Consider the following 21678-nt stretch of genomic DNA (forward strand, 5'->3'; position numbering starts at 1 on the left):
CTTTAGATGTATAGTACATATGAAAGGCTGAAGTGAAATGACAGAGAAGTTTGTTGAGATACTAACCATTCCATTCATTGATAGCAATATGGATGAGTTCATGAATGGAATGATTTATCCTAGATTGATGAATCAGGAAAAAACGTTTGTCGTTACGGCAAATCCGGAAATAGTCGAGTATGCAAATGAACATCAGGATTATAAAGACATCATTATATCGGCTGATTACATCACTCCGGATGGCGTTGGTATTATTATGGCCTCTAAATGGCTAAATCAACCTTTACAAGAGCGGATTACAGGATTCGACTTGATGAATGAATTATTTCGGGTCGCTGATGAAAAAGCGTTGAAGGTTTATCTGCTTGGAGCGGAGGAAAACGTGATTGAAGCAGCGGCCCTGAAAGTGAAAGAATTATATCCGGGTCTCGAGTTGGTGGGATACAACCATGGTTACATTGATATCAAGGATGATACCCTGCCGAAGTCGATAGCGGAACTAGAACCTGACATCATATTGACTGCATTAGGGTTCCCCAGGCAGGAGAAATGGGTTTCCAGACATTATGCGTTATTCAATAAAGGGTTATTCATGGGGGTAGGGGGAAGCTTTGATGTCCTTGCGGGAAAGGTGAACCGCGCCCCGGTTTTCTGGCAAAAAATGCGTCTTGAATGGTTGTACCGACTGATCCAGCAACCTTCACGGTGGAAACGGATGCTTGCGCTGCCAAGATTCGTATTAAAGGTTAGGCGGTTAAGGAAAACGGTGCAGCGTTCCTGAACATAAGGAGTGGACTGGATGAGAATCTTGCACTTAAACGCTGGTAATGAAACCGGCGGCGGTATGTTTCATATTATGTCCTTACTGAACCAATTGAATAAAGAGGAGTGTTTGCTTGGTGTATTTGAAAATGGTGAACTATACCGGCGGGCCATGTCTTCCGGGATACAAACTGAACTTTTCAAGCAACATTCCAAATATGACCTTTCAATTTTGAAACCTTTAAGGGACTTTATCCGTCTAAATAATATAGACATCATCCATACACATGGTCCGCGGGCTAATATATATGGTGCTTTTATAAAGCGCCTCATTAAATGCCCATGGCTCCTTACTGTTCACAGTTCGCCTCATCATGATTTTTTAGGGCAGGGTGTAAAAGGAAAATTGTTTACGGGCCTTCATGTAAGGTCATTTCAATATGCCGATCATATACTGGCGGTTTCCGACCGCTTTAAGCAGGACTTGATTGACCAAGGAATCCATTCGACCAAAATAACGAAGATCCTGAACGGAATTGACTTTGAAAAGGAACTGCCTTTCCCGTTTCAAAGAGAAGATTTCGGGTTCGGGAATGATGATTTCATCATCATTATGCCTGCAAGGCTTGAACCGGTGAAAGGTCATGAATTTGCTTTAGCGGCATTAAGTGAAGTGGTATCGGAATTCCCCCATGTGAAGCTGATCCTTGCAGGGGACGGAAGCAGGAGATCCGCTCTGGAAGAGATGGTCTCGGAAAAGGGATTATCCGATCATGTGTACTTTTTAGGGTATCGTGAAGATTTAGATCGAATCTACCCGTTGGGGGACATCACATTATTGACTTCCTTAAGCGAAAGCTTTCCACTCGTTTTACTTGAAGGAGCAAGATCCGGTCTTCCGGCAATCACTAGTGATGTCGGCGGTGTACAGGAATTGATTCCCGATCGGAGCAAGGGCTGGATAACGGATATCGGCAATGTCGAACAGCTGAAACTGGCCATCTGCAATGCTTTGGAATTAAAAAAATCCGGGGACTTGACAAAGATAGGGCTGGATTTACAAAAATTTGCAAAAAACAACTTTTCTATAGAGATTTTAGCCAATAACGTATATAATGTTTATTTGAGGATGAAAAATTAAAATAAGCATTTATATATAGGTTTTCTTATAGATCGTAACGGGTATTAGATTTTTAGTTGAATTGAGGTGGTTCTTGATGTTAATAGGGGCCTTGTTGGTAGCCTTTTTATTATCCATTTTTTTGACTCCTTTTGTCGGAAAGCTGGCCTTTAAATTAGGAGCTACCGATAAACCGAATGAGCGAAAAGTGCATAGTAAAATTATGCCGCGCATGGGCGGTTTAGCTATATTTTTGAGTTTTTGCATTACCTTCTTGCTCTTCTTGCCTTTCATGAATGATTTTGGGGAGCAGCTGCCCCTTCTGGTGGGAGCCCTTGTCATCATATTGATCGGGATGGCTGATGATATTTTTGAATTAAGAGCTGCACCCAAATTCCTGGGCCAGGTTTTGGCTGCCCTCATTATCGTATTATGGGGCGGTCTTGAAGTGAAATTCATCAATTTGCCGTTCTTTACCGATACACTTGAATTTGGTGTTTTCAGTATACCGATCACCATTTTGTGGATCGTCAGCATCATTAATGCAATCAACCTAATAGATGGACTTGATGGTCTTGCAGGCGGTGTCTCAACGATCGCATTAGTGACAATTGCAACTATGGCCCTTATTAAAGGGGACCTATTTGTTGCCATGGTCGCATTGATCGTGATTGGAAGCACTCTTGGCTTCTTGAAATATAACTTCCATCCGGCAAAGATTTTCATGGGAGATACAGGTGCCTTATTCTTAGGTTACATCATTGCCGTTCTGTCCCTGCTAGGGTTTAAAAACGTAACGATGATTTCATTGATCGTACCGATCATCATTTTGGGTGTTCCCATTTCGGATACATTTTTCGCGATTATCCGCAGGGTCGTCAATAAACAGCCGATTTCGGCTGCTGATAAATCACATTTACATCACTGTTTGATAAACTTGGGATTCACCCATAAGCAAACTGTCTTACTCATTTATGCTTTAGCTGCTTGCTTTGGTTTAGCGGCCATAATCTTTTCATTTGCAACGATGTGGGGGGCTTTGATCCTTGTAACGGGACTTCTGCTGATCATAGAGATTTTTGTGGAGAAAATTGGTTTGGTCAATTCAAACTACCAGCCGTTGCTCAAGATGCTCAACTTTAAAAACAAGCCATGATCATTTTGGAATAGATTACTAGATTCGCTAGTTTTATCGGAAAGCCACCAATCGTTTGAAGTAACGGTTGGTGTTTTTTTTGTACTTGATTTTATTTACGGCCATTCTTAGTAATGCATCAAAAACCCCCCACTCAAGACGAGTGGGGGGTTCGCTTTATTCTTGTATTTGTGATTGAACTGCTTCAGTTTGATTGCCTTCAGCTGGTCCCAGGTTCAAGTGGGATTGAAGCAACAGCTTAGTGTTCGCTAATGATGTATCGTTCAGCTGATAATAATAGGTTCCGTTAATGGTAGAATCCTGTCCTTCAAGTTTGATGGTTTCAAGATTGATGCCTTTATCGGTAGTCACATATTTTATGAAACCTCTCATTTGCGAGAATTTAAGGTTCGTTGTCATATTGTCGCCGACAGCTTCCATTACGTCTGTATATTTCGTTAGTGATCCAGCAGAGGTTGCTTTGGCAATGATGGCTTTCAGGACTTCCTGCTGACGCTCGCCGCGTTGGATATCACTGTCCTTTTTACGTGTCCGTGCAAATGCTAATGCTTCTTCACCATCAACGGTCTGTAATCCTTCTTCGAGGTGGATGGCATTCTTTTTGTCATGTGAATCGATTTCATACATTTCATAAGGTACGTCGACTTCAATACCATCCAATGAATCTACGACATCGATGAAAGCATTGAAGTTCATGCGAACATAATAATCGACAGGGACATCGAGTAACTCCTCTACGGTGTCCATCGTCGCTTTCGGTCCGCCGGCTGCATGGGCCGCGTTGATTTTCGTGGTTACGCCTTTGGCTGGCACGTACACATATGAATCACGCGGAATGCTTAATAGTTTTATAGACTTTTGATCTTTATTGAATGTGGCCAGCATTAAAGCATCCGACCGGGAATTTCCTTTTAAGTCACGGTCCTTGCTATCATCGATTCCTATGAAAAGGATCGAGAAATTATCTTCGAGCGGGTCGATTGCTGCACTTCGCTTTGCTGAGGCTTCCACAGGGTCATAGGAATCATTGAATACATTCTGGGCTTTCATATACAGGGTTGCAGCATACGTAGAAGCCCCCAGACCAAGTACCAGCAGGGGAACAAGCAATAACCAAAGCCTCTTTCGCCTTTTTTTCTTTGTTTTTTTAATTTTATAAACACGCCTAGTAGTAGACATCTTTTTCTTCTCCTTTTAAATAACGAACATCAGACATATATCGCTATTTTTCGAATCCTGCAGTTTATATTTCGTCATATATTACACCTAATTTTACAATGATTTAATAATTTCGTAAAATAAATATTTCTTTTCAATTATATTACAGCATAAAAAAGGAAAAATATGCAGGAGTATATCAGGAGAATTCCTCTTCCAAATAAAGCATTTCTTCCTCAGTTATGTGGCCTTGACCATTTGTCAGCTCTGTAATCCAAGCGGTATATGTCTCTTTTTGTGTTTCCTCCACATATACAAGGATATTGACCTGATCGAGGTATTGAATTTCCTTTATTTGATAAATGGAAGAGCGCAATTCGTTTTCCAATTTTCCAAGCCAGGTATAGTCGACGGTTGTCGAAATGACCCGCATTAGTTTCCTAATGACGACACCAGTGGTATTTATCCCTTCTGAAGTCGCTTTGCTGTAAGCGCGAATGAGGCCGCCAGCACCAAGTTTGATGCCGCCAAAATACCGTGTGACCACAACAGCGGTGTCCTTCAGTTCTTTTTTCTTAAGCACTTCTAGGATAGGGACGCCTGCCGTTCCGCTCGGCTCCCCGTCGTCGAGGGCTTTTTGGATTTGATTTTGTTCCCCTATCATATAAGCTGAACAATTATGTGTAGCATCTTTGTGCTTTTTCTTGATTTCCTGGATAAAGGCCTGTGCGGCATCTTCGGTTTCGACCCGGGCGATGTGGGAAATAAAACGGGATTTTTCAATGACGATTTCATGGTCGCCGCGACCTGCCACCGTTAAATATTGAGTGAGCATTATTATTCCACCTTCGTGCTTCCTATTAGTTGATTTATTATAAGGCTTTGCGGAAAAAGTGGCAATGACGATTCATTTACATACTGCATGTGTAAAGAAACTTTAATATAAGATAAAGCTGTACGTGTTATAATTAATTTCATTGCCTGTTATTGTTATTAGCTGGTCATATATGCTTAAAAGAATAACATTGTAGGAAAAATATGAGTTCTGTGCCATTATCCTGGCTTTACCTTAACGTGTCCTCTCATTTCAAGGATTTTGCCATTTAATAAATGCATCTGTTTCATATGATAATCAATGAAGCGGAATATCCCATTTGATTGAAAAGGATATTTTGTATCAGGAAAATAGATATGGCTTTCTGCCTTTAATAGGCAGACTTAATGGCCGGATTATGAGATGTATAGTAAATATGTACATTTTATGGAAATCACAAAAGGAAATTAACGTATTTTTAATCTTTTTTTGGTACAATATGTTCATGAAGGTTACTTCATACAAAAGTTTCCTGAAATTTAACCATTCATGAAAAAGGGAAAGAACTTTTTTCCATATACATAGTCTTTAAGACAATAAATTGTTTAAGTCTTTGATTTAAGTGGAGGGATCTTAATGTCCATTAAAAAGGTTGATGCTAAAGCATTGGACAAGATCTTAGAAACAATGGTGAGCACTGTTAGTGAAAGTAAGGATGAAGTCTTTGATATCGGCGAACAATGCCGAAAGGATTTCGAGACATTATCAAAAGAGCTTGATGATGTGAAAATCAGGGTTGCCATTGTGATAACCGACAGCGATGCACTGGATTCAAAAGCCAGGTTTGCTCGAAAAAGGCTTTCAGAAGTCAGTATGCACTTCAACCATTTTTCTGAAGAACAGGTGCGCGATGCTTATGAAAGGGCACATAAGCTGCAAGTCGATTTACAAATTAACCGGCAATTGGAGAAAGAGCTCCGTAATCGCCGGGATGAGCTTGAGTTAAGGTTAAGGGGTTTGCAGCAGACGATCGATAAAGCGGTGCATCTCGTCTCGCAAATATCGGTAGTGCAGAATTATTTGACACAGGATCTTAAATTTGTGGGGGAAGCCCTTCAAGAAGCGAAACGCAAACAGGACTTCGGTCTGAAAATAATCGAAGCCCAGGAGCAGGAACGTAAAAAGCTCTCACGTGAAATCCATGATGGTCCGGCGCAAATGCTGGCAAACGTCATGATGCGCTCAGACCTGATAGAACGAGTGCAGCGGGAGAGAGGTCCTGATGAAGCGTTAGTGGAAATCCGCAGTTTAAAGGTCATGGTAAGGAATGCTTTATATGAAGTGCGAAGAATCATCTATGACCTTCGTCCTATGGCACTTGATGATTTAGGACTTGTTCCTACCCTCAGAAAGTACCTGCAAACGACCGAAGACTACAATAATGGCGTGAATCTGAATTTCGTCAACCTTGGGCAGGTCAAAAGGCTCCCTTCCGATATGGAGGTCGCATTATTCAGGCTGGTTCAAGAGGCTGTACAAAATTCATTGAAGCACGCGGACCCAAAACAGATTCAAGTTAAACTGTCCATTTCCAAGGAGATGGTGACCGTCGTCGTTAAAGATGATGGAAAGGGGTTTGACTCTTCGATTCAAAAAGAAGGTTCATTTGGCTTGGTGGGAATGAGAGAAAGGGTCGAGCTGCTGGAAGGTGAAATGACGATTGATTCACAACCGGGGGCAGGCACTTTGGTATTTATCCAAATTCCCTACCATTTAAATAATAGAGAATAGACATATTAAATAGAAACTAGGAGGAAGAAGCCGTTGAAGACTAGTATCGTCATAATCGATGACCATCAGCTTTTCCGTGAAGGCGTAAAGCGCATATTAGATTTTGAATCATCCTTTGATGTTGTTGCCGAGGGTGATGACGGAAGCGAAGCTATGGATCTTGTTGAAACACATAAACCTGATGTTGTTATCATGGATATCAACATGCCGAACATGAATGGGGTCGAAGCTACAAAAATGCTCGTGAGCCGTTACCCTGAAACAAAAGTCATCATCCTTTCCATCCATGATGATGAAAACTACGTGCAGCACGCATTGAAAACAGGAGCACAAGGTTATCTGTTGAAAGAGATGGACGCAGACGCGTTGATCGATGCTGTGCGTGTAGTCGCTGAAGGCGGCTCATACCTTCATCCGAAGGTCACCCATAACTTAGTTAAAGAATATCGCCGCTTAGCAGCTGAAGAGGGTGCTGATCGTGATTCCGTACATACGATAGAAATCAGGAGGCCGCTTCACCTATTGACTCGACGCGAATGTGAAGTGCTTCAGCTTTTAGCTGACGGGAAAAGCAACCGGGCCATCGGCGAAACTCTATATATCAGTGAAAAAACAGTCAAGAACCATGTGAGTAACATTCTTCAGAAGATGAATGTGAATGACCGTACACAAGCGGTTGTCCTAGCTATTAAAAACGGCTGGGTAGAAGTGAAGTAATTAAAGCGTTCGATAAGTCCGGCTCTTCAGATTCCGCAATGCGTGCTGAAGGGCTGGATTTTTTTATTGGATGTGATTACATTCAAATTTTTGGTAATTCAAAAAGCTATTTAATGCAAATAAAGGCATTTTCAGATAGAATGTTGAATATGATACGAAGTAAATTTTTATAAGGATGGTACTATTATGAAAACCGCAGTCGTAACAGATAGCACTGCATATATATCAAAGGAAATGCGTGATCGTTTACATATACATATGATGCCGCTTAATGTCATTTTTTCCAATGAAGCTTACCGGGAGGAAATTGATATTACTGCGGATGAGTTTTATGAGGAAGTAAAGAGGCAGGAGAAATTGCCGACCACTTCACAGCCCCCAATCGGGAAGTTTGTCGAGAAGTTCGAGGAACTCCAAAAAGAATATGATGATGTTATTTCCATTCATTTATCGAGCGGCATCAGCGGAACGTATCAAGGAGCGGTATCTGCAGGTGAAATGGTCGAGGGAATCAGGGTTCATGCCTTTGATTCGGAAATCAGCTGCATGGTACAGGGCTTTTACGTGATCGAGGCGGCAAAGATGGCACTTGATGGCAAAGGTGCAGAAGAAATCATGGCCAGGCTTGAAGAAATGAAACCATCGGTCAAGGCATACTTCATGGCAGATGACCTATCCCATCTCCAGCGCGGCGGCCGCTTAAGCAGTGCCCAAGCTTTGATCGGCAGTCTGCTTCAAGTGAAGCCGGTGCTCCATTTTGTTGATAAAGTCATCGTCCCATTCGAAAAAATCCGTACAAGGAAAAAAGCGATGAAACGGATTGCTGATTTACTTGGAGAAGACGCGGCTAGCGGCGAGAAATATAAAGCCGTCATCATTCATGCAAAACGGGAAAGTGAAGCTAAAGAGTGGAAAGCGGAACTTGAAGCCCGGTTCCCGAATGTCGAATTCGACATCAGCTACTTCGGTCCAGTAATCGGAACGCATTTGGGCGAAGGCTCGATGGGGATGGGCTGGTATAAAATTTAAGCTGTGACGCCTTTACTTAGTGAAAGGCGTTTTTTTATGAACAAAAAGGAATCCGGGAGTTAAAAGCGAATGATAAGGGGGAGTGTAATTTATCAAGAAATGGAGGTTGCAGTTTGAAAAAAATGAGTATTTCCCCGCCTTATTCCCCTGAACTTCAGAACCATCTCACCGGTAAACATCTTTTGGACTTCGAAATCCCCTTCTCCCAAGAAATCCTCACAGAGCACCTCAAGAATGGGTATGTCTCGGAAACTTGCGGCGTGCAATCCGGGAACGGCAGTTATCACTGTGTACGCTGCGGTAACAAAGATCAAACCTTGTTTTATACTTTCCCTTGCAAGATTTGCAATCAAGATTGCACTTACTGCCGCTCATGCATCATGATGGGACGGGTCAGTGAATGTGCAAAGCTTTATAGATGGACAGGTCCCGGCATTCAATATAGGATTCCTGACAATGTGATGAGGTGGACAGGCACTTTATCGGCAGGTCAACAAAATGCGTCCGACTGTGTCGTTGAAGCCGTAAACGGAAAAGATGAATTCCTGGTATGGGCTGTATGCGGGGCAGGGAAGACGGAGGTATTATTTCCAGCGATTGAGGCAGCCTTGCTTGCCGGGAAACGGATTTGTTTGGCAACACCGCGGACCGATGTCGTTCTCGAACTCTCCCCAAGGTTAAAAAAAGCTTTTCCTGCCATTGAAGTCACGACCCTCCATGCCGGCAGTGAAGATCGACATGGTTTTTCGCCACTGACAGTTTCCACGACCCATCAGCTTTTCCGTTTTATTGAAGCTTTCGATGTCATCATCGTTGATGAAGTCGATGCGTTTCCTTACTCAATGGATGATTCGCTGGATTATGCGGTTAATAAATCGAAAAAGGTATCCGCGGCAACCATCTACTTGACCGCCACACCTTCGAAGAGGATGCAGCGGCTATACCGAAGCGGCAAATTGAAAGCCTTCATAATCCCGGCCCGTTATCATCGCCAGCCAATCCCCGTTCCTGAAATGAAGTGGAGCGGCAATTGGCAAAAACTATTCCTTCAACAAAAGATTCCATCGAAAATCAATGCATGGGTAAGTGAGCGCCTTAACCAGAATATCCCCTTCCTATTGTTTTTTCCAAGCATCAGAGTGATGGAGAAAGTCCTTCCGCTGTTTCAAAGGCTGTCCCCTGAATTATCGATTGTCCACTCCCGGCACCCTGATCGAAAGGAAAAAGTAATGGCCTTAAGGAATGGACTCGTTCCGGGATTACTGACCACGACCATCCTGGAACGGGGCGTGACAATCGAGCGGTTGGAAGTAGCCGTGATCGGTGCTGAACATGAAGTGTTTTCTGATAGTGCTCTTGTTCAGATTGCCGGCAGGGTAGGGAGAAGCTTTGCGAACCCTTCCGGGACGGTCACCTTTTTTCATTACGGTAAAAGTGAAGCGATGGCCGAGGCGGTCCACCATATACAAATGATGAATAAAAATGCCATGAAAAGAGGGCTGCTGGATGAATAGATGTCTAGTTTGTGATGAAGGAATGAAGCAAGACTTGACATGGATGAGCCTGCTTAAGCAGGCCGAGGCAAGGGCAATCTGTGAAGGATGTGAGGGGAAACTTAATAGGATAACCGGGGAAACATGTACAATGTGCTCAAGGGAGCTGGGAGGGGATCATATGACCGGTGGCCTTTGTCTCGATTGTTCAAGATGGGAAAGGAATAGGGAATGGGGAGGCTATTTGTCGAAGAACATAGCGCTATTTCATTATAATGAATACTTAAAAGACCTGATTGCTAAATATAAGTACCGGGGTGATTATGCGTTAGCTGAGGTTTTCGTCCCTTTTTTGAAAGAAAGGTTAAAGGAGATGGAGTTTGACCTGGTAACGGCCATCCCGCTTAGCGATGAACGACTTAAGGAGCGGGGGTTCAACCAGGGAAAGGCTTTGGCAGATCTAGTTGGACTTCATACGGTTGAGACCTTGACAAGAATCCATACCGAAAAACAATCAAAAAAATCTCGTCAAGAGAGAATGTCATTACCGCAGGTTTTTCAGGTCATGCAATCTGATTTGCTGGAGCATAAATCCATTTTGATCATCGATGACATTTACACAACTGGCACAACTCTCAGGCATGCAGCAAAGGCATTGATAACGGCTGGGGCCAAAGAAGTATCATCCATCACCCTGGCTAGGTGAAAAAGCTTATTTTAATAAAACTTCCTAAAGTATCGCTGGGATTATTCGATATATACAGTACTGAAGAATAATCGCCGTGATGGTGAAGGAGGGGCCTCGATGGATGTATTCAACTGTCCAAACTGTAATTCGTTATTCGTTATGACAAAGTTCCGTGATGTGTGCGATGCCTGTTATAAAGAAGAAGAAGCCCAATATGATAAAGTGTATGCATATATTCGCAAGAAAACAAATAGAACGGCGTCCATGATGCAGGTGGTTATGGAAACCGGCGTTGAAGAAAGGTTAATTATTAAATTTGTTAGAACCGGAAAGCTGAGAATTTCACAGTTTCCCAATCTCGGAATTCCTTGTGGAAAGTGCGGCGCCAACATCAAGAGCGGAAGGTTATGCGGCAAATGCGGCGATTCGCTGCGTACGGATTTGCAGGCATTTGAAAATGAAGAAAAGCGCCTGACTGAAATTCAAGGAAATGATAAAAAAAATACGTACTACATGAAGGATGAGCAAAAAGGGTAATTCATTCATGGAAACATGATGCCGTTTTTGTTAAAATATTCGATATTGAGAACAATATTCGACAATGGGTGTCGAAGGAAAGATTACAGCAAACAATTAAAGAAATCCGTTCCTTGTCGATAATAAAGATAGGGAAAATAACAAAGTCCAGAGCCATTTTCATGTGTTAAGAAATCGAAACATAATGGGATTTATAAAATCGACCGAAGGAGAGGATCTGGAATATGAAAATCAATAACGTCGGTATGACAGGTGTTAACCCTTATAATCTTCAAGCCAATAAAACGGGGAATATCAAAGAATCCAAGGTCAAATCCTCGGATAAAGTTGAAATTTCTTCAGCGGCAAAAGAAATGCAGCAATCATCTCCGATTCTTGCTGCAAGACAAGCAAAAGTGGATGAACTGAAAATCCAGGTTGAAAAAGGTAATTATAAATTGAATGCACAAGCAACGGCTAAGGGTCTCATCGATTTTTACCGGAAATGAATTTTCCATGAAAAAGAAGCTTGAATGAAGTGGACGGAGCCAGTTTCCGTCCTTCATTTATGAGCGGAGGAGGCAGAGAAATGACTGCACGGAACATCATCGGATCGCTTGAAAAATTGATCAAGCTTCATATAAGCTTCAATCAATTGGCGATAAGTAAAACGGCCATTTTGAAAGCAAATGATACCGAGGCGATTACTGCCCTGCTGATTTCGGAACAAAAGCATATTAAAGCGATCAGTCAGACGGATAAGGAGAGAGAAAGGGCAGTCGAGGAGTTTCTTGCAGCCAATGGAACGGCGGGACAGCCTGCCACCATCCAGACCGTGACGGAACTGACAGGACCAGAAGAAACGGAAGTCCTTGAAATGCTAAAAGCGGCATTGATCGATGAAGTGGCAAAGCTGAAGGAGCGGAACGGTTTAAATCAGCAATTGATCTATCAGTCCCTTCAATTCATCAATGTCTCTTTGGAGATGCTGAGACCTCAGCACCAGAACCTGAATTATGGGGATTCGATTGGGAAAACGACGAAAATCGGCATGGGAATGTTTGATTCCAAAGCATAAGAAGCAGAAAAAAGATGGAGGTGCGAGCAATTGATTTCAACCTTTATGGGTCTTGAGACCGCCAAACGCGGATTATCCACCTCTCAAGGGGCCTTGTATACAACAGGAAATAACGTGGCCAATGCCAATACTTTAGGATATTCAAGGCAGCGGGTCAACCTGGTCCAGACGTCGGGCTTTCCTACTGTCGGTTTGAACAGCCCGCGCGTTGCCGGCCAAATCGGGACAGGGGTTGCAGCTGAAACGGTTCAACGGATCCGGGACAGTTTCCTGGACGCACAATACAGGACACAAAGTAATAAAATCGGTTATTACGGGGCCATGAGCGAATCCCTGACGAAAATGGAAGGCGTCATGAATGAACCGACCGACAGCGGGTTGGCCGCCACGATGGAGAAGTTCTGGAATTCGCTGCAGGGGCTGACGGCGAATACGGAAAACTCCGGGGCGCGTGAAGTCGTTGCCTCAACGGGCGTCATGGTCGCGGAAACCCTAAACTACTACTATAACTCGCTAACGAACGTTCAAACGGATATCGGAAATCAAATAAACGTCAAAGCGAACGAAATCAATACGCTCATCAGCAGTATTGATCAGCTTAACCAACAGATCAGCAAAGTGGAGCCGCATGGTTATATCCCCAATGACCTTTATGATAAACGTGATGTGCTCGTGGACAATCTCTCACAGCTTGTCAGCATTAAAGTGAATAACGTCATTCCAACGGATTACGGCAGAGCCAGCGATGTAGCCACAGGGCTATACAACATCGAATTGATGCAAGAAGACGGTTCATCTTTTGTGCCGCCCATCAATCTGGTCAGTGTTAACCAAACCGGGATGGTGGGAACTTCGAAAGTTGAAGTTAGCCATGATAAAACGACAGGCATGGTGGACGGATTGAAGTTTGGTTCGAAAACATTGACCGATTACAATTTCTCGGGGGAACTGTCCGGTTTGATCAAAAGCTTCGGCTATAAGAAGGCTGATGGCACGACCGGCGGCGCTTATCCTAATATGCTGAAAAAGCTTGATAATATGACGGCCGCTTTCGTGAATGAGTTCAATGCCATCCATAAACAAGGGTATGCCTTAGGTGATGGCAACACTTCAACTTTGAACTTCTTTGAACTTGAACCTGGTAAGAGTGCCGCCCAAAGCATCAAGGTGAATGGTGAAATCGTTAAGGATCCCACAAAAATTGCCGCAGGCGGAAAAAGCGGAGGGGCATCCGGGGATAATGAAAATGCCAAACTCCTGGCTGACCTGAAAAAGAAGGCGTTCAGTGAATACTCGACCAAAGACCAAAACTCTGACGAATTGACGGGAAGCTTCGACACCTATTATTCCGGTATCATCGGAAAGCTTGGTGTGGATTCCCAAAGCGCCCAAAAGAACCTTTCCAACTCTGTCGTCCTTGCTGCATCGGTTAACCAAAATAGGGATTCCGTCAGTTCCGTATCCCTTGATGAAGAAATGACGGACATGATCAAATTCCAGCAGGCATACAACGCATCTGCAAGGATGATGACGATGATGGATGAAATGCTGGACAAAATCATAAACGGAATGGGTACAGCAGGCCGATGATAGGAGGGGACGAATATGCGGGTAACGCAATCGATGCTAACCAATAATATGCTGAGCAATTTAAGCAGCAGTTACGAAAAGATGTCCAAGCTGCAAGAACAGGTCTCTTCTCAAAAGAAGTTCTCCAAGCCATCCGATAACCCTGTTGCGGCCATGATGGGAATGGGGTACCGGACAAACCTCAATCAAATAGGGCAGTATCAAAGTAACATTGCCGAAGCGACCAATTGGATCGACAGCACGGATGATGCCATTACTGAAAGTGTTTCCGCCATGCAGCGGATTCGTGAATTAACCGTTCAAGGCAGCAATGGCACTTATGAAGGGGAACAACTGAAAACCATTACTGAAGAAATTAAACAATTAAAAGAACATCTCATAACTCTTGGCGACACACAGATTGGCGGGAAGTATATTTTCAACGGCCAGGATACGAATGTGAGACCATCGTCCGTTAAAGATGGCAATGGAAATACGGTGTATGGCACAGGGGACATAAACCTTGAAGTGTTTTCCGGGATTTCCCTTAAAATCAATACGGACGGTTCCAAGATTTTTGGTGATGCACTAGCTGCCGGCGGAAGCATCGACCAGACAATCGAGGCACTGGAAAACGGAGGCGACGTGACTGGCACGCTGGAAGGACTTGACGCAACGATAAATACCTTCTTGGGCATGCAGGCACAGGTTGGCGCAAGGCAAAATCGGATTGAGCTGATGACGGACCGTCTCAAGCAGCAGGAGGTATTTGCCACTGAAATCCTTTCGAAAAATGAGGATGTCGATATCGAAAAGGCGATCATGGATTTGACGACCCAGGAAAGTGTCCATAGTGCAGCATTAAGTATCGGTGCAAAAATCATGCAGCCGAGTTTATTGGATTTTCTTCGCTAAGCTATTCTTAAATGGATAGCTTTTTTCTATAAGGAGTGTTGATGATGCAGATTCCGCAAATTAGATTGCAATCCGCCCCAATGAAGATTGGATTGAATATAGAGCAACCTGTACAGCAAATCGAACAGAAGGCGGCTGTCCAATCCATTCAACAGCCGCAAGCGATCCTGGAGATTCAAACGACCCCAGGCAAGCTGACGATCGATCAGTCACAAGCAAGGGAAGACATGGATTTGAAAAGCCTCTCAAGAAGAGTCGATGAATTTGCGCAGCAGGGATATCAAGATTGGCTGGCGGGTATGGCAAGACGTGCCCAGCAGGGGACGGAGCTGAGGCATATTGAAAAAGGCGGTAATGCACTCGCTGAACAGGCCAGGCAAAACAGCAAAGGACCTGAGAAGCAGTTCAATCTCGGCTGGATTCCCTCTCCATTCAGCGTGAAGCTTGGCTACCAGCCAGCGGAAGTGAAAATTGAAGCAACCGCCCAAAAACCGATCATTGATGCTCAAATCAATAGGGTGAACCATACATATACACCAGGCAGTGTGAATGTCGAAATTCTACAAAAAAATGCGCTGGATATTGATTTCATCAATTTATATGCGGATGAGAAAGGAAAGTGAAAACATAGATGATCCTACAAACAAAATTTCATGGCGAACTCGAATTGGCAGAGAAAGAGATTTATGTATTTGAAAGCGGGATACCAGGATTTTTAGAAGAAAAAAAGTTTTGCTTACTAGCTTTGGATGACACACCCTTTTTCGTCCTGCAATCGATAGAAACAAAAGAGCTTGCCTTCATTGTGACCGATCCTTTTGAAGTGTTTCATGATTACGAAGTGAAGCTTACGGATGAGGTGTTATCTTCTTTACAAATAGAAACGGAACTGGAAGTCATCACTTTCGTCATCTTGACGATCCAGGACCCCTTCAATGAAACGACGGCTAATCTCCAGGCCCCAATTATCATAAACGGCCCAAAAAAAGTCGGAAAGCAATTCATCATGAATGCTAGTGAATACCGTACAAAGCACAAACTTTTTGAACCTCCAGCCGAACAGGAGGGGAAATGATGCTCGTATTGACCAGAAAACCGAATGAAGCAATCATGATTGGCGATGATATCGAAATTACAATCCTGTCCATTGAAGGGGATCAGATCAAACTCGGTATCAATGCCCCGAAAAACGTCGATATCCATAGGAAGGAAATCTATCTTTCCATTCAGCAGGAAAATAGAAAAGCCTCCAAAACAGAAACTAATTTTCTGGAAGGCATAAATGAGTATTTCAAGAAAAAATCGTAAAATCCGCTAAATATGTTTCCAAGCAGGTCGATATTAAATATACAACGATGGGCAGTGAAATAGGCGGCCGACTTATTCACTGCCCATCGTAAACAACCACATGGACGTGGGGACTTAAGACTCAAGGAGGAAACAAAAATGATTATCAATCACAATATCACAGCACTTAACACACATCGTCAACTAGGTGCAGCAACAAACGCACAATCCAAATCAATGGAGAAACTAGCATCAGGTATGCGCATCAATCGTGCAGGCGATGACGCAGCTGGTCTTGCAATCTCTGAAAAAATGCGTGGACAAATCCGCGGTCTGGATCAAGCTTCTCGTAATGCTCAAGATGGCATTTCAATGATTCAAACTGCAGAGGGTGCTTTAAACGAAACTCACGATATTCTTCAACGTATGCGTGAACTAGCTACTCAATCTGCAAACGATACTAACACTGATGCAGACCGTGGCGAACTTCAAAAAGAAGTAAACCAACTTTCAGAAGAAATATCTCGTATTGCTGAAAACACTGAATTCAATACTAAAAACCTTATCGATGGAACTGCTACAAACGTAACTTTCCAAATCGGTGCTAACGAAAACCAAAATATCAAAATTTCTATCAATGACATGAGCGCTACTGCTTTAAAAGTTGAGAATAACTTGAAAGCTGCTACAAACGGAGGAGACAAGGTTCTTGTAGATGGTGCTGGAAACGAAAAAGCTACATGGGCTGATGCAGTACCCGCTGACCCAGGTAATGGTGTTGCTGCAAAAGCGGCAGGTTACTACGATGCCGATGATAAATTAGTTCTAGCATCAGCAACTGCTCTTGACGATGATGCTGTTGGCGTTAAACAAGGTATCAACATCTCTGATCAAGCTTCAGCTGATTCAGCTATCACAGTAATTAATACTGCGATTGAAACAGTTTCTCAAGAACGTTCTAAACTAGGTGCTCACCAAAACCGTTTAGAGCACACAATCAACAATTTAGGAACTTCTTCAGAGAACTTAACGGCTGCTGAATCACGGATTCGTGACACCGATATGGCTAAAACAATGATGGATCAAACTAAGAACTCAATTCTTTCTCAAGCAGCACAAGCAATGTTGGCTCAAGCAAATTCAGCACCTCAAGGGGTTTTACAACTCCTTAGGTAAATTTGAAGGGCGTTTTATCTAGTAATGGATAAAATTATGACTGGGTGAATTGCTGGAACTTCCTAAAGCTGCATCAACCACAACGTAACTGGAAACGGTAAGCGTGATGGTCTGAAAATGATGGAGATGACATAATGGATAATCAGCAGCCAAGCTCCTTTGAGGAAACTCTGGAGAAGGTTCAACGACTAGGATATACAGTCTAAGGCGAAAGCTATGGCAATGAAATCCGTAGGGTGGCGGTAGCCATTCGAAGTGCCCAGCCCCTAATAAGATAAGGGTGAAGATATAGTCTGTTCTATGCTCGAAAGACATAGTCGCAAAGCAAGCGAACCAACAACCACAAGGCGTTTTACAACTTCTTCGTTAATTTTAGATTACCTGAAAGAGACTCTAGTTTTACTAGGGTCTCTTTTGTATAGAAAAATATAAGGACTCGGTTAGATAAACATGATTATCTAGCTCCGAAATACTATCACACAAGATAGCGTTAGTTTAGTTTTTTAATTTCTTGCCATATGTGAGTAACGGACCAATAACTTCTTTTTAGCATTTTTGCAATTTCATTTGTGGTATAACCATTTTCTTTAAGTTGTCTTAGTAATTTAATTTCATCTGGAGAATAGGGTTTAGAGCGATCTGAACTGCTGGTAAGAATCGTGTAATCAGGATACTTAGATTTCCATCTGAGTATTTCTTTTTGATTTCGGAATTCCCAAGAGGTTTTATATAACATTGAAGAACAAGTTTTTGCTACAGGTTCGATTAGTTCGAGGAAACGAAAAGTTTCTTTAACAGAAGTAGTTTTTAGAATATATCCATATCCGTCCTTACGAGAACTCAGCTTTAAGGAAGAATGATATGTGGTAAATATATGTTCCTTTAGTTTCTCTAATTCGTCTTTAGGATAACATTGAAGGTAAAGGTATATATGCGGTGTGAGGTAAATAATTTTTTTATTATGATTTACCCTATATGAGATGCTTAAAGAGCCATCATCCATGTATAGAATAGTTAGGAAATGTGGTAAAGTGCAATTTTTCAGTAATGTGAAAGGGAGATGTTTAGTTCCATCATTACTGTAAAAGTGTGGGAATAAATCCGTAAATAATTCTAAAGAAGCGGAACGGACACATTGACTTGCCGGAGTGATATATAATAATCCATCAAAAAATGAAATTTTCCATTTTCGATAAGCTTCCTGAGATGTGCCGTAGTGTTCCCGATAGCTATTGTTCTTTCTCCTGCTATTTTTATAAATTTTCGTTATTTCACCGTCACTTATAATGCTGGCATATAATATATTTTTCTGGATATCAGTAAGATTAATCATGAAAGCCTCCTTATATAATAGTGTAAGCTTATCTTCTTAATCCCATTTTATAATGTTATCCCCTCCAATAGCGAATGTTTGTTCTCTATATATGATAAATCCTTTGCAATACACTGTAAAGTTCCATTTCAGAACCGATATAAAAAGTAAAGAGAACATATTGGGGGCTATTTAGATGCTGGAGAGTTTGTCCACGAATATTCTTTCCTCACAACTTAGAACAGCAATCTCGGAAGGAATCAGTTCTTATTATCAGCGTGAAATGAATACACTTGCCTATTCGGAACAAAGAGTGGAATCTACTGTTGAGCCTTCACAAGAAAAGGTGCGGGAAATGGTGGATAGTTTGAACACCTTCCTGAATCCAACACATACGGCCGTTCGTTTTGAATATCATGAGAAGCTGAATGAGTATTATGTCAAGGTAGTGGATGACGTGACGGATGAGACGATCAGGGAAATTCCCCCGAAGAAGTTATTGGATTTCTATGCGGCAATGACGGAGTTTGTCGGCATAATGGTGGATGAAAAAATATAAGCGGGTGATCAATTTTGGTACGAATCAGTGGTTTAGCAAGCGGGATGGACATTGATGAATTAGTTAAGAGCATGATGCAGGCAGAACGGGTGCCGTTGGATAAACTGACACAGAAAAAGCAGTATTCCGAGTGGCAGCGGGATGATTACCGTTCGATGAATACAGCTTTATCAGAATTGGATACGCTCATTCGTGATGGTATTGGAAAGCAGTCTTCCTTCATTAAAAAGAAGGTGACGGTATCGAATCCAGATGCTGTATCAGTGAAAAATGTGAATTCTACCAGTGATTTTTCCGGGAATATAAAAGTGAATGGACTTGCCAAGGCGGCAACCATGACAAGTACGGAAAAATCAGCTGTTACCGACCCCAAAAAGAAACTATCGGAATTGGGTATCACGACTCCCAAAGATATTACGATACTGGCCATCAATAAGGATGGCGGTTTTGATACGGAAGTAAAAGATGGAGCAACAGTGGAAAAACCGTATACACTTACCCTTAATGCGGACGATACGTTAGAAAGTGTCATAAATAAAATTAATGCTAACTCGGGAGTGACTCTATTTTTAGATGAGACGTCCCAGAAATTTTCCATCACTGCTAAAAATACCGGTGATGCAAAAGATCGGCCTGAAATTGAGTTAGGGGGTACTGGAGATTTCTTCAATGTGCTAAAAATGAGCAGTAACAATGAAGGGGCTGGCGGCTCAAAAGGGGAAAATGCGTCCATTGTTTATAATGGACTGGAAATTTCCCGGCCTTCGAATACGTTTCAGATTAATGGAGCGGAAATAACGGTAAAGCAAAAAACGACGGATACAGTCACATTCTCATCAACAGCTGATGTCGATGCTATCCTGGACACGATCACTCAGTTTGTGAATAAATACAATGAAGTCATTAAAAAGGTTCAAGATAAAACGGGTGAAGCGAAATATCGCTCCTTTACCCCGCTTACCTCTGAGCAAAAAAAGGCAATGACAGAGGATGAAGTGAAGCTATGGGCAGAAAAAGCGAAGAGCGGAACGTTAAAAAGCGATTCGACCTTAAAAAGTCTCCTGACCACAATGAGGTCATCCCTATACACTTCGGTGGATGGAATCACTGGAAAAAACAATCTCAGCAGTTTGGGAATCACCACCACCAAGAATTATTTGGAAGGCGGTAAATTAACGATTGATGAGGACAAGCTCCGGGCAGCCATTAGTGAGGATCCGAATGCGATCTATGATATGTTCATGGCCAATGGTGCGGAAAAGAGCGACAAAGGACTCGCACGCCGGTTAAGGGATGATATAGAATCATCCATGAAGGCGATTACTGAAAAAGCCGGGAAGGCCGGATATGTTAATAACAATTTTACAATCGGAAAATTGGTTGATGGGCTGGATAAGAAGATTTCAACATTTGAGGCAAAGCTAACGAAATTGGAATCGCGCTATTACGGCCAGTTCACGGCGATGGAAAAAGCGATTCAAAAGGCAAATAGCCAAAGTGCATCGTTAGCTTCTTATTTTAGTTAAGGTAGTCGGAAAGGAAGTTCAATATGGCAATAAATAATCCTTATCAATCGTATCAGCAAAATTCAGTCAACACAGCATCACCGGGAGAGCTTACATTAATGCTTTATAATGGCTGTTTGAAGTTCATCATGCTTGGGAGGAAAGCCATTGAAGCAGGAAATATCGAGGTGAAGAATACGAACATCGTCAAGGCGCAAAATATTATCCGTGAATTGATGGTGACGCTGAATATGGATGCGGATGTATCCAAAGATATGATGAGTCTGTATGATTTCATGAACCGGCGTCTGATCGAAGCGAATCTGAAAAATGACGTTTCTGCTTTGGAAGAAGTGGAAGGACTTGTTACGGAGTTCCGGAATACGTGGAAGGAAGTAATCCAGATCAACCGGAAAAAACAATTCACCCAAAGCGGTCAAGTGTAATGGTGATTAGAGCCTTTCATGATTTGACTGCTGAATTACTTGCCGTACTGGAAGATCGCACGATTACAGAGCGTGATGTTAAAATAGAAAGGGTTACAAAGCTGATTGATCAGCGGGATGGACTCCTTTCCCAAATCAAACCTCCTTTTACTGCTGAAGAGCAGCAGCTGGGACGTGGAGTTCTGTTGCTCAACCAACAGGTCGATCACTTGCTGAAGCTCCAAAAGCAGGAGATACAGCGAGATATCCAGGAAATAAATAAGAAGAAAAAATCTTCCAATAAATACACGAATCCGTATGAAAGTCTATCAGTGGATGGCGTGTTCTATGATAAAAGAAATTGATTTCCTTACCTTTTGGAGTCCAAACGGTTTTTATGTTAAATATTTTTAAATTTTCTGTAAATAAAATAGGCTTAATTTTTTCTTTCTATCATAGCATTTGATATAATGAAGTTAGGGCAGACATCAACCCTTTCCAAACCTTCCGACAATTGTTTCATTATTTCGACATATTTCATGATGTGTTTCTAAAAGGAACCGGAGGGGTATTGTAGAATCTAACTGTATAGTCTTAATTTAAGGAGG

24 protein-coding genes are annotated in these 21678 nt (G+C 42.4%); 21 read left to right on the forward strand and 3 right to left on the reverse strand.

The annotated features are described in order from the left end of the window. The first annotated feature begins 37 nt into the window (after positions 1–37). The 3 genes from AC1DIV_RS03045 (at position 38) to AC1DIV_RS03055 (ending at position 3038) form a co-directional block, all read left to right on the forward strand. Positions 38–781, forward strand: a complete 744-nt coding sequence (locus AC1DIV_RS03045; RefSeq protein ID WP_048687845.1) for a WecB/TagA/CpsF family glycosyltransferase — start codon at positions 38–40, stop codon at positions 779–781. A gap of 18 nt (positions 782–799) precedes the next feature. Beyond that, positions 800–1903, forward strand: coding sequence for a glycosyltransferase family 4 protein (locus AC1DIV_RS03050; protein ID WP_340878110.1), 1104 nt, complete (start codon positions 800–802; stop codon positions 1901–1903). A 76-nt stretch (positions 1904–1979) separates the two neighbouring features. Next, the gene (locus AC1DIV_RS03055) at positions 1980–3038 is read left to right on the forward strand and encodes a glycosyltransferase family 4 protein (RefSeq protein ID WP_340878109.1); all 1059 of its coding nucleotides are present in this window, start codon (positions 1980–1982) and stop codon (positions 3036–3038) included. 156 nt (positions 3039–3194) lie between these two features. Here AC1DIV_RS03055 and AC1DIV_RS03060 read toward each other — a convergent pair whose 3' ends face one another. Further along, positions 3195–4217, reverse strand: a complete 1023-nt coding sequence (locus tag AC1DIV_RS03060) for an LCP family protein (RefSeq protein WP_048687852.1) — start codon at positions 4215–4217, stop codon at positions 3195–3197. A gap of 178 nt (positions 4218–4395) precedes the next feature. Beyond that, the gene (locus AC1DIV_RS03065; protein WP_048687853.1) at positions 4396–5031 is read right to left on the reverse strand and encodes a YigZ family protein; all 636 of its coding nucleotides are present in this window, start codon (positions 5029–5031) and stop codon (positions 4396–4398) included. Between the two features lie 615 nt (positions 5032–5646). Here AC1DIV_RS03065 and AC1DIV_RS03070 point away from each other — a divergent pair. The 14 genes from AC1DIV_RS03070 (at position 5647) to AC1DIV_RS03135 (ending at position 17269) form a co-directional block, all read left to right on the forward strand. Next, the gene (locus tag AC1DIV_RS03070) at positions 5647–6801 is read left to right on the forward strand and encodes a sensor histidine kinase (protein ID WP_034315684.1); all 1155 of its coding nucleotides are present in this window, start codon (positions 5647–5649) and stop codon (positions 6799–6801) included. Between the two features lie 33 nt (positions 6802–6834). Continuing rightward, positions 6835–7518 carry a response regulator gene (locus AC1DIV_RS03075; protein WP_048687855.1) on the forward strand — a complete coding sequence of 228 codons (684 nt, stop codon included), beginning with the start codon at positions 6835–6837 and terminating at the stop codon, positions 7516–7518. 186 nt (positions 7519–7704) lie between these two features. Further along, the gene (locus AC1DIV_RS03080) at positions 7705–8547 is read left to right on the forward strand and encodes a DegV family protein (RefSeq protein ID WP_323596333.1); all 843 of its coding nucleotides are present in this window, start codon (positions 7705–7707) and stop codon (positions 8545–8547) included. Positions 8548–8669: 122 nt separating this feature from the next. After that, on the forward strand, positions 8670–10061 hold the full coding sequence (locus tag AC1DIV_RS03085) for an ATP-dependent helicase ComFA (protein WP_340878612.1): 1392 nt from the start codon (positions 8670–8672) through the stop codon (positions 10059–10061). Next, positions 10054–10746 (forward strand): ComF family protein, encoded by a 693-nt coding sequence (locus AC1DIV_RS03090; RefSeq protein WP_340878108.1) that lies wholly within the window; start codon positions 10054–10056, stop codon positions 10744–10746. The genes AC1DIV_RS03085 and AC1DIV_RS03090 overlap by 8 nt, the downstream gene beginning before the upstream one ends. A gap of 99 nt (positions 10747–10845) precedes the next feature. Then, positions 10846–11265 (forward strand): TIGR03826 family flagellar region protein, encoded by a 420-nt coding sequence (locus tag AC1DIV_RS03095; protein WP_340878107.1) that lies wholly within the window; start codon positions 10846–10848, stop codon positions 11263–11265. Between the two features lie 224 nt (positions 11266–11489). Continuing rightward, complete coding sequence (gene flgM / locus AC1DIV_RS03100; RefSeq protein ID WP_063595755.1) at positions 11490–11753, forward strand: flagellar biosynthesis anti-sigma factor FlgM; 264 nt, start codon at positions 11490–11492, stop codon at positions 11751–11753. Between the two features lie 80 nt (positions 11754–11833). Beyond that, positions 11834–12322: a flagellar protein FlgN gene (locus AC1DIV_RS03105; protein ID WP_340878106.1), complete on the forward strand. Its 489-nt coding sequence runs from the start codon at positions 11834–11836 to the stop codon at positions 12320–12322. Positions 12323–12352: 30 nt separating this feature from the next. Then, on the forward strand, positions 12353–13912 hold the full coding sequence (gene flgK / locus AC1DIV_RS03110; RefSeq protein WP_340878105.1) for a flagellar hook-associated protein FlgK: 1560 nt from the start codon (positions 12353–12355) through the stop codon (positions 13910–13912). Positions 13913–13927: 15 nt separating this feature from the next. Beyond that, on the forward strand, positions 13928–14806 hold the full coding sequence (flgL, locus tag AC1DIV_RS03115) for a flagellar hook-associated protein FlgL (protein WP_048687867.1): 879 nt from the start codon (positions 13928–13930) through the stop codon (positions 14804–14806). A 44-nt stretch (positions 14807–14850) separates the two neighbouring features. Next, positions 14851–15429, forward strand: a complete 579-nt coding sequence (locus AC1DIV_RS03120) for a DUF6470 family protein (RefSeq protein WP_340878103.1) — start codon at positions 14851–14853, stop codon at positions 15427–15429. Positions 15430–15437: 8 nt separating this feature from the next. After that, the gene (gene fliW, locus AC1DIV_RS03125) at positions 15438–15881 is read left to right on the forward strand and encodes a flagellar assembly protein FliW (protein ID WP_258832440.1); all 444 of its coding nucleotides are present in this window, start codon (positions 15438–15440) and stop codon (positions 15879–15881) included. Then, positions 15881–16114, forward strand: a complete 234-nt coding sequence (csrA, locus tag AC1DIV_RS03130; protein ID WP_063595761.1) for a carbon storage regulator CsrA — start codon at positions 15881–15883, stop codon at positions 16112–16114. Before fliW ends, csrA begins: the two co-directional genes overlap by 1 nt. A gap of 138 nt (positions 16115–16252) precedes the next feature. After that, complete coding sequence (locus AC1DIV_RS03135; protein WP_340878101.1) at positions 16253–17269, forward strand: flagellin N-terminal helical domain-containing protein; 1017 nt, start codon at positions 16253–16255, stop codon at positions 17267–17269. A gap of 490 nt (positions 17270–17759) precedes the next feature. Here AC1DIV_RS03135 and AC1DIV_RS03140 read toward each other — a convergent pair whose 3' ends face one another. Continuing rightward, complete coding sequence (locus tag AC1DIV_RS03140; protein ID WP_340878100.1) at positions 17760–18602, reverse strand: DNA endonuclease; 843 nt, start codon at positions 18600–18602, stop codon at positions 17760–17762. Positions 18603–18777: 175 nt separating this feature from the next. Between AC1DIV_RS03140 and flaG the strand changes: the two genes are divergently transcribed. From flaG to fliT, 4 genes are read left to right on the forward strand one after another with little or no spacing between them, the layout of a single operon-like run. Further along, positions 18778–19140, forward strand: a complete 363-nt coding sequence (flaG, locus tag AC1DIV_RS03145; protein ID WP_053087395.1) for a flagellar protein FlaG — start codon at positions 18778–18780, stop codon at positions 19138–19140. Between the two features lie 14 nt (positions 19141–19154). Continuing rightward, positions 19155–20666 (forward strand): flagellar hook-associated protein 2, encoded by a 1512-nt coding sequence (locus AC1DIV_RS03150; protein WP_340878099.1) that lies wholly within the window; start codon positions 19155–19157, stop codon positions 20664–20666. Between the two features lie 23 nt (positions 20667–20689). Then, positions 20690–21091 carry a flagellar export chaperone FliS gene (fliS, locus tag AC1DIV_RS03155; protein WP_340878098.1) on the forward strand — a complete coding sequence of 134 codons (402 nt, stop codon included), beginning with the start codon at positions 20690–20692 and terminating at the stop codon, positions 21089–21091. Beyond that, a complete protein-coding gene (gene fliT / locus AC1DIV_RS03160) occupies positions 21091–21435 on the forward strand; it encodes a flagellar protein FliT (protein WP_340878096.1) in 345 nt (114 codons plus the stop codon). Before fliS ends, fliT begins: the two co-directional genes overlap by 1 nt. Positions 21436–21678 lie beyond the last annotated feature (243 nt).

The sequence above is a fragment of the Peribacillus sp. 05N428 genome (genome assembly GCF_056397085.1).

What these genes read in the sequence shown, in the direction of transcription:
- flgL (WP_048687867.1), top strand. Translation starts at nt 13,928, where the DNA reads ATGCGGGTAACGCAATCGATGCTAACCAATAATATGCTGAGCAATTTA.
- AC1DIV_RS03095 (WP_340878107.1), top strand. Translation starts at nt 10,846, where the DNA reads ATGGATGTATTCAACTGTCCAAACTGTAATTCGTTATTCGTTATGACA.
- AC1DIV_RS03070 (WP_034315684.1), top strand. Translation starts at nt 5,647, where the DNA reads ATGTCCATTAAAAAGGTTGATGCTAAAGCATTGGACAAGATCTTAGAA.
- AC1DIV_RS03045 (WP_048687845.1), top strand. Translation starts at nt 38, where the DNA reads ATGACAGAGAAGTTTGTTGAGATACTAACCATTCCATTCATTGATAGC.
- fliT (WP_340878096.1), top strand. Translation starts at nt 21,091, where the DNA reads ATGGTGATTAGAGCCTTTCATGATTTGACTGCTGAATTACTTGCCGTA.
- AC1DIV_RS03060 (WP_048687852.1), bottom strand. Translation starts at nt 4,217, where the DNA reads ATGTCTACTACTAGGCGTGTTTATAAAATTAAAAAAACAAAGAAAAAA.
- AC1DIV_RS03065 (WP_048687853.1), bottom strand. Translation starts at nt 5,031, where the DNA reads ATGCTCACTCAATATTTAACGGTGGCAGGTCGCGGCGACCATGAAATC.
- AC1DIV_RS03055 (WP_340878109.1), top strand. Translation starts at nt 1,980, where the DNA reads ATGTTAATAGGGGCCTTGTTGGTAGCCTTTTTATTATCCATTTTTTTG.
- AC1DIV_RS03090 (WP_340878108.1), top strand. Translation starts at nt 10,054, where the DNA reads ATGAATAGATGTCTAGTTTGTGATGAAGGAATGAAGCAAGACTTGACA.
- AC1DIV_RS03120 (WP_340878103.1), top strand. Translation starts at nt 14,851, where the DNA reads ATGCAGATTCCGCAAATTAGATTGCAATCCGCCCCAATGAAGATTGGA.
- AC1DIV_RS03140 (WP_340878100.1), bottom strand. Translation starts at nt 18,602, where the DNA reads ATGATTAATCTTACTGATATCCAGAAAAATATATTATATGCCAGCATT.
- flgM (WP_063595755.1), top strand. Translation starts at nt 11,490, where the DNA reads ATGAAAATCAATAACGTCGGTATGACAGGTGTTAACCCTTATAATCTT.
- AC1DIV_RS03135 (WP_340878101.1), top strand. Translation starts at nt 16,253, where the DNA reads ATGATTATCAATCACAATATCACAGCACTTAACACACATCGTCAACTA.
- fliW (WP_258832440.1), top strand. Translation starts at nt 15,438, where the DNA reads ATGATCCTACAAACAAAATTTCATGGCGAACTCGAATTGGCAGAGAAA.
- csrA (WP_063595761.1), top strand. Translation starts at nt 15,881, where the DNA reads ATGCTCGTATTGACCAGAAAACCGAATGAAGCAATCATGATTGGCGAT.
- fliS (WP_340878098.1), top strand. Translation starts at nt 20,690, where the DNA reads ATGGCAATAAATAATCCTTATCAATCGTATCAGCAAAATTCAGTCAAC.
- AC1DIV_RS03085 (WP_340878612.1), top strand. Translation starts at nt 8,670, where the DNA reads ATGAGTATTTCCCCGCCTTATTCCCCTGAACTTCAGAACCATCTCACC.
- AC1DIV_RS03080 (WP_323596333.1), top strand. Translation starts at nt 7,705, where the DNA reads ATGAAAACCGCAGTCGTAACAGATAGCACTGCATATATATCAAAGGAA.
- flaG (WP_053087395.1), top strand. Translation starts at nt 18,778, where the DNA reads ATGCTGGAGAGTTTGTCCACGAATATTCTTTCCTCACAACTTAGAACA.
- AC1DIV_RS03105 (WP_340878106.1), top strand. Translation starts at nt 11,834, where the DNA reads ATGACTGCACGGAACATCATCGGATCGCTTGAAAAATTGATCAAGCTT.
- AC1DIV_RS03050 (WP_340878110.1), top strand. Translation starts at nt 800, where the DNA reads ATGAGAATCTTGCACTTAAACGCTGGTAATGAAACCGGCGGCGGTATG.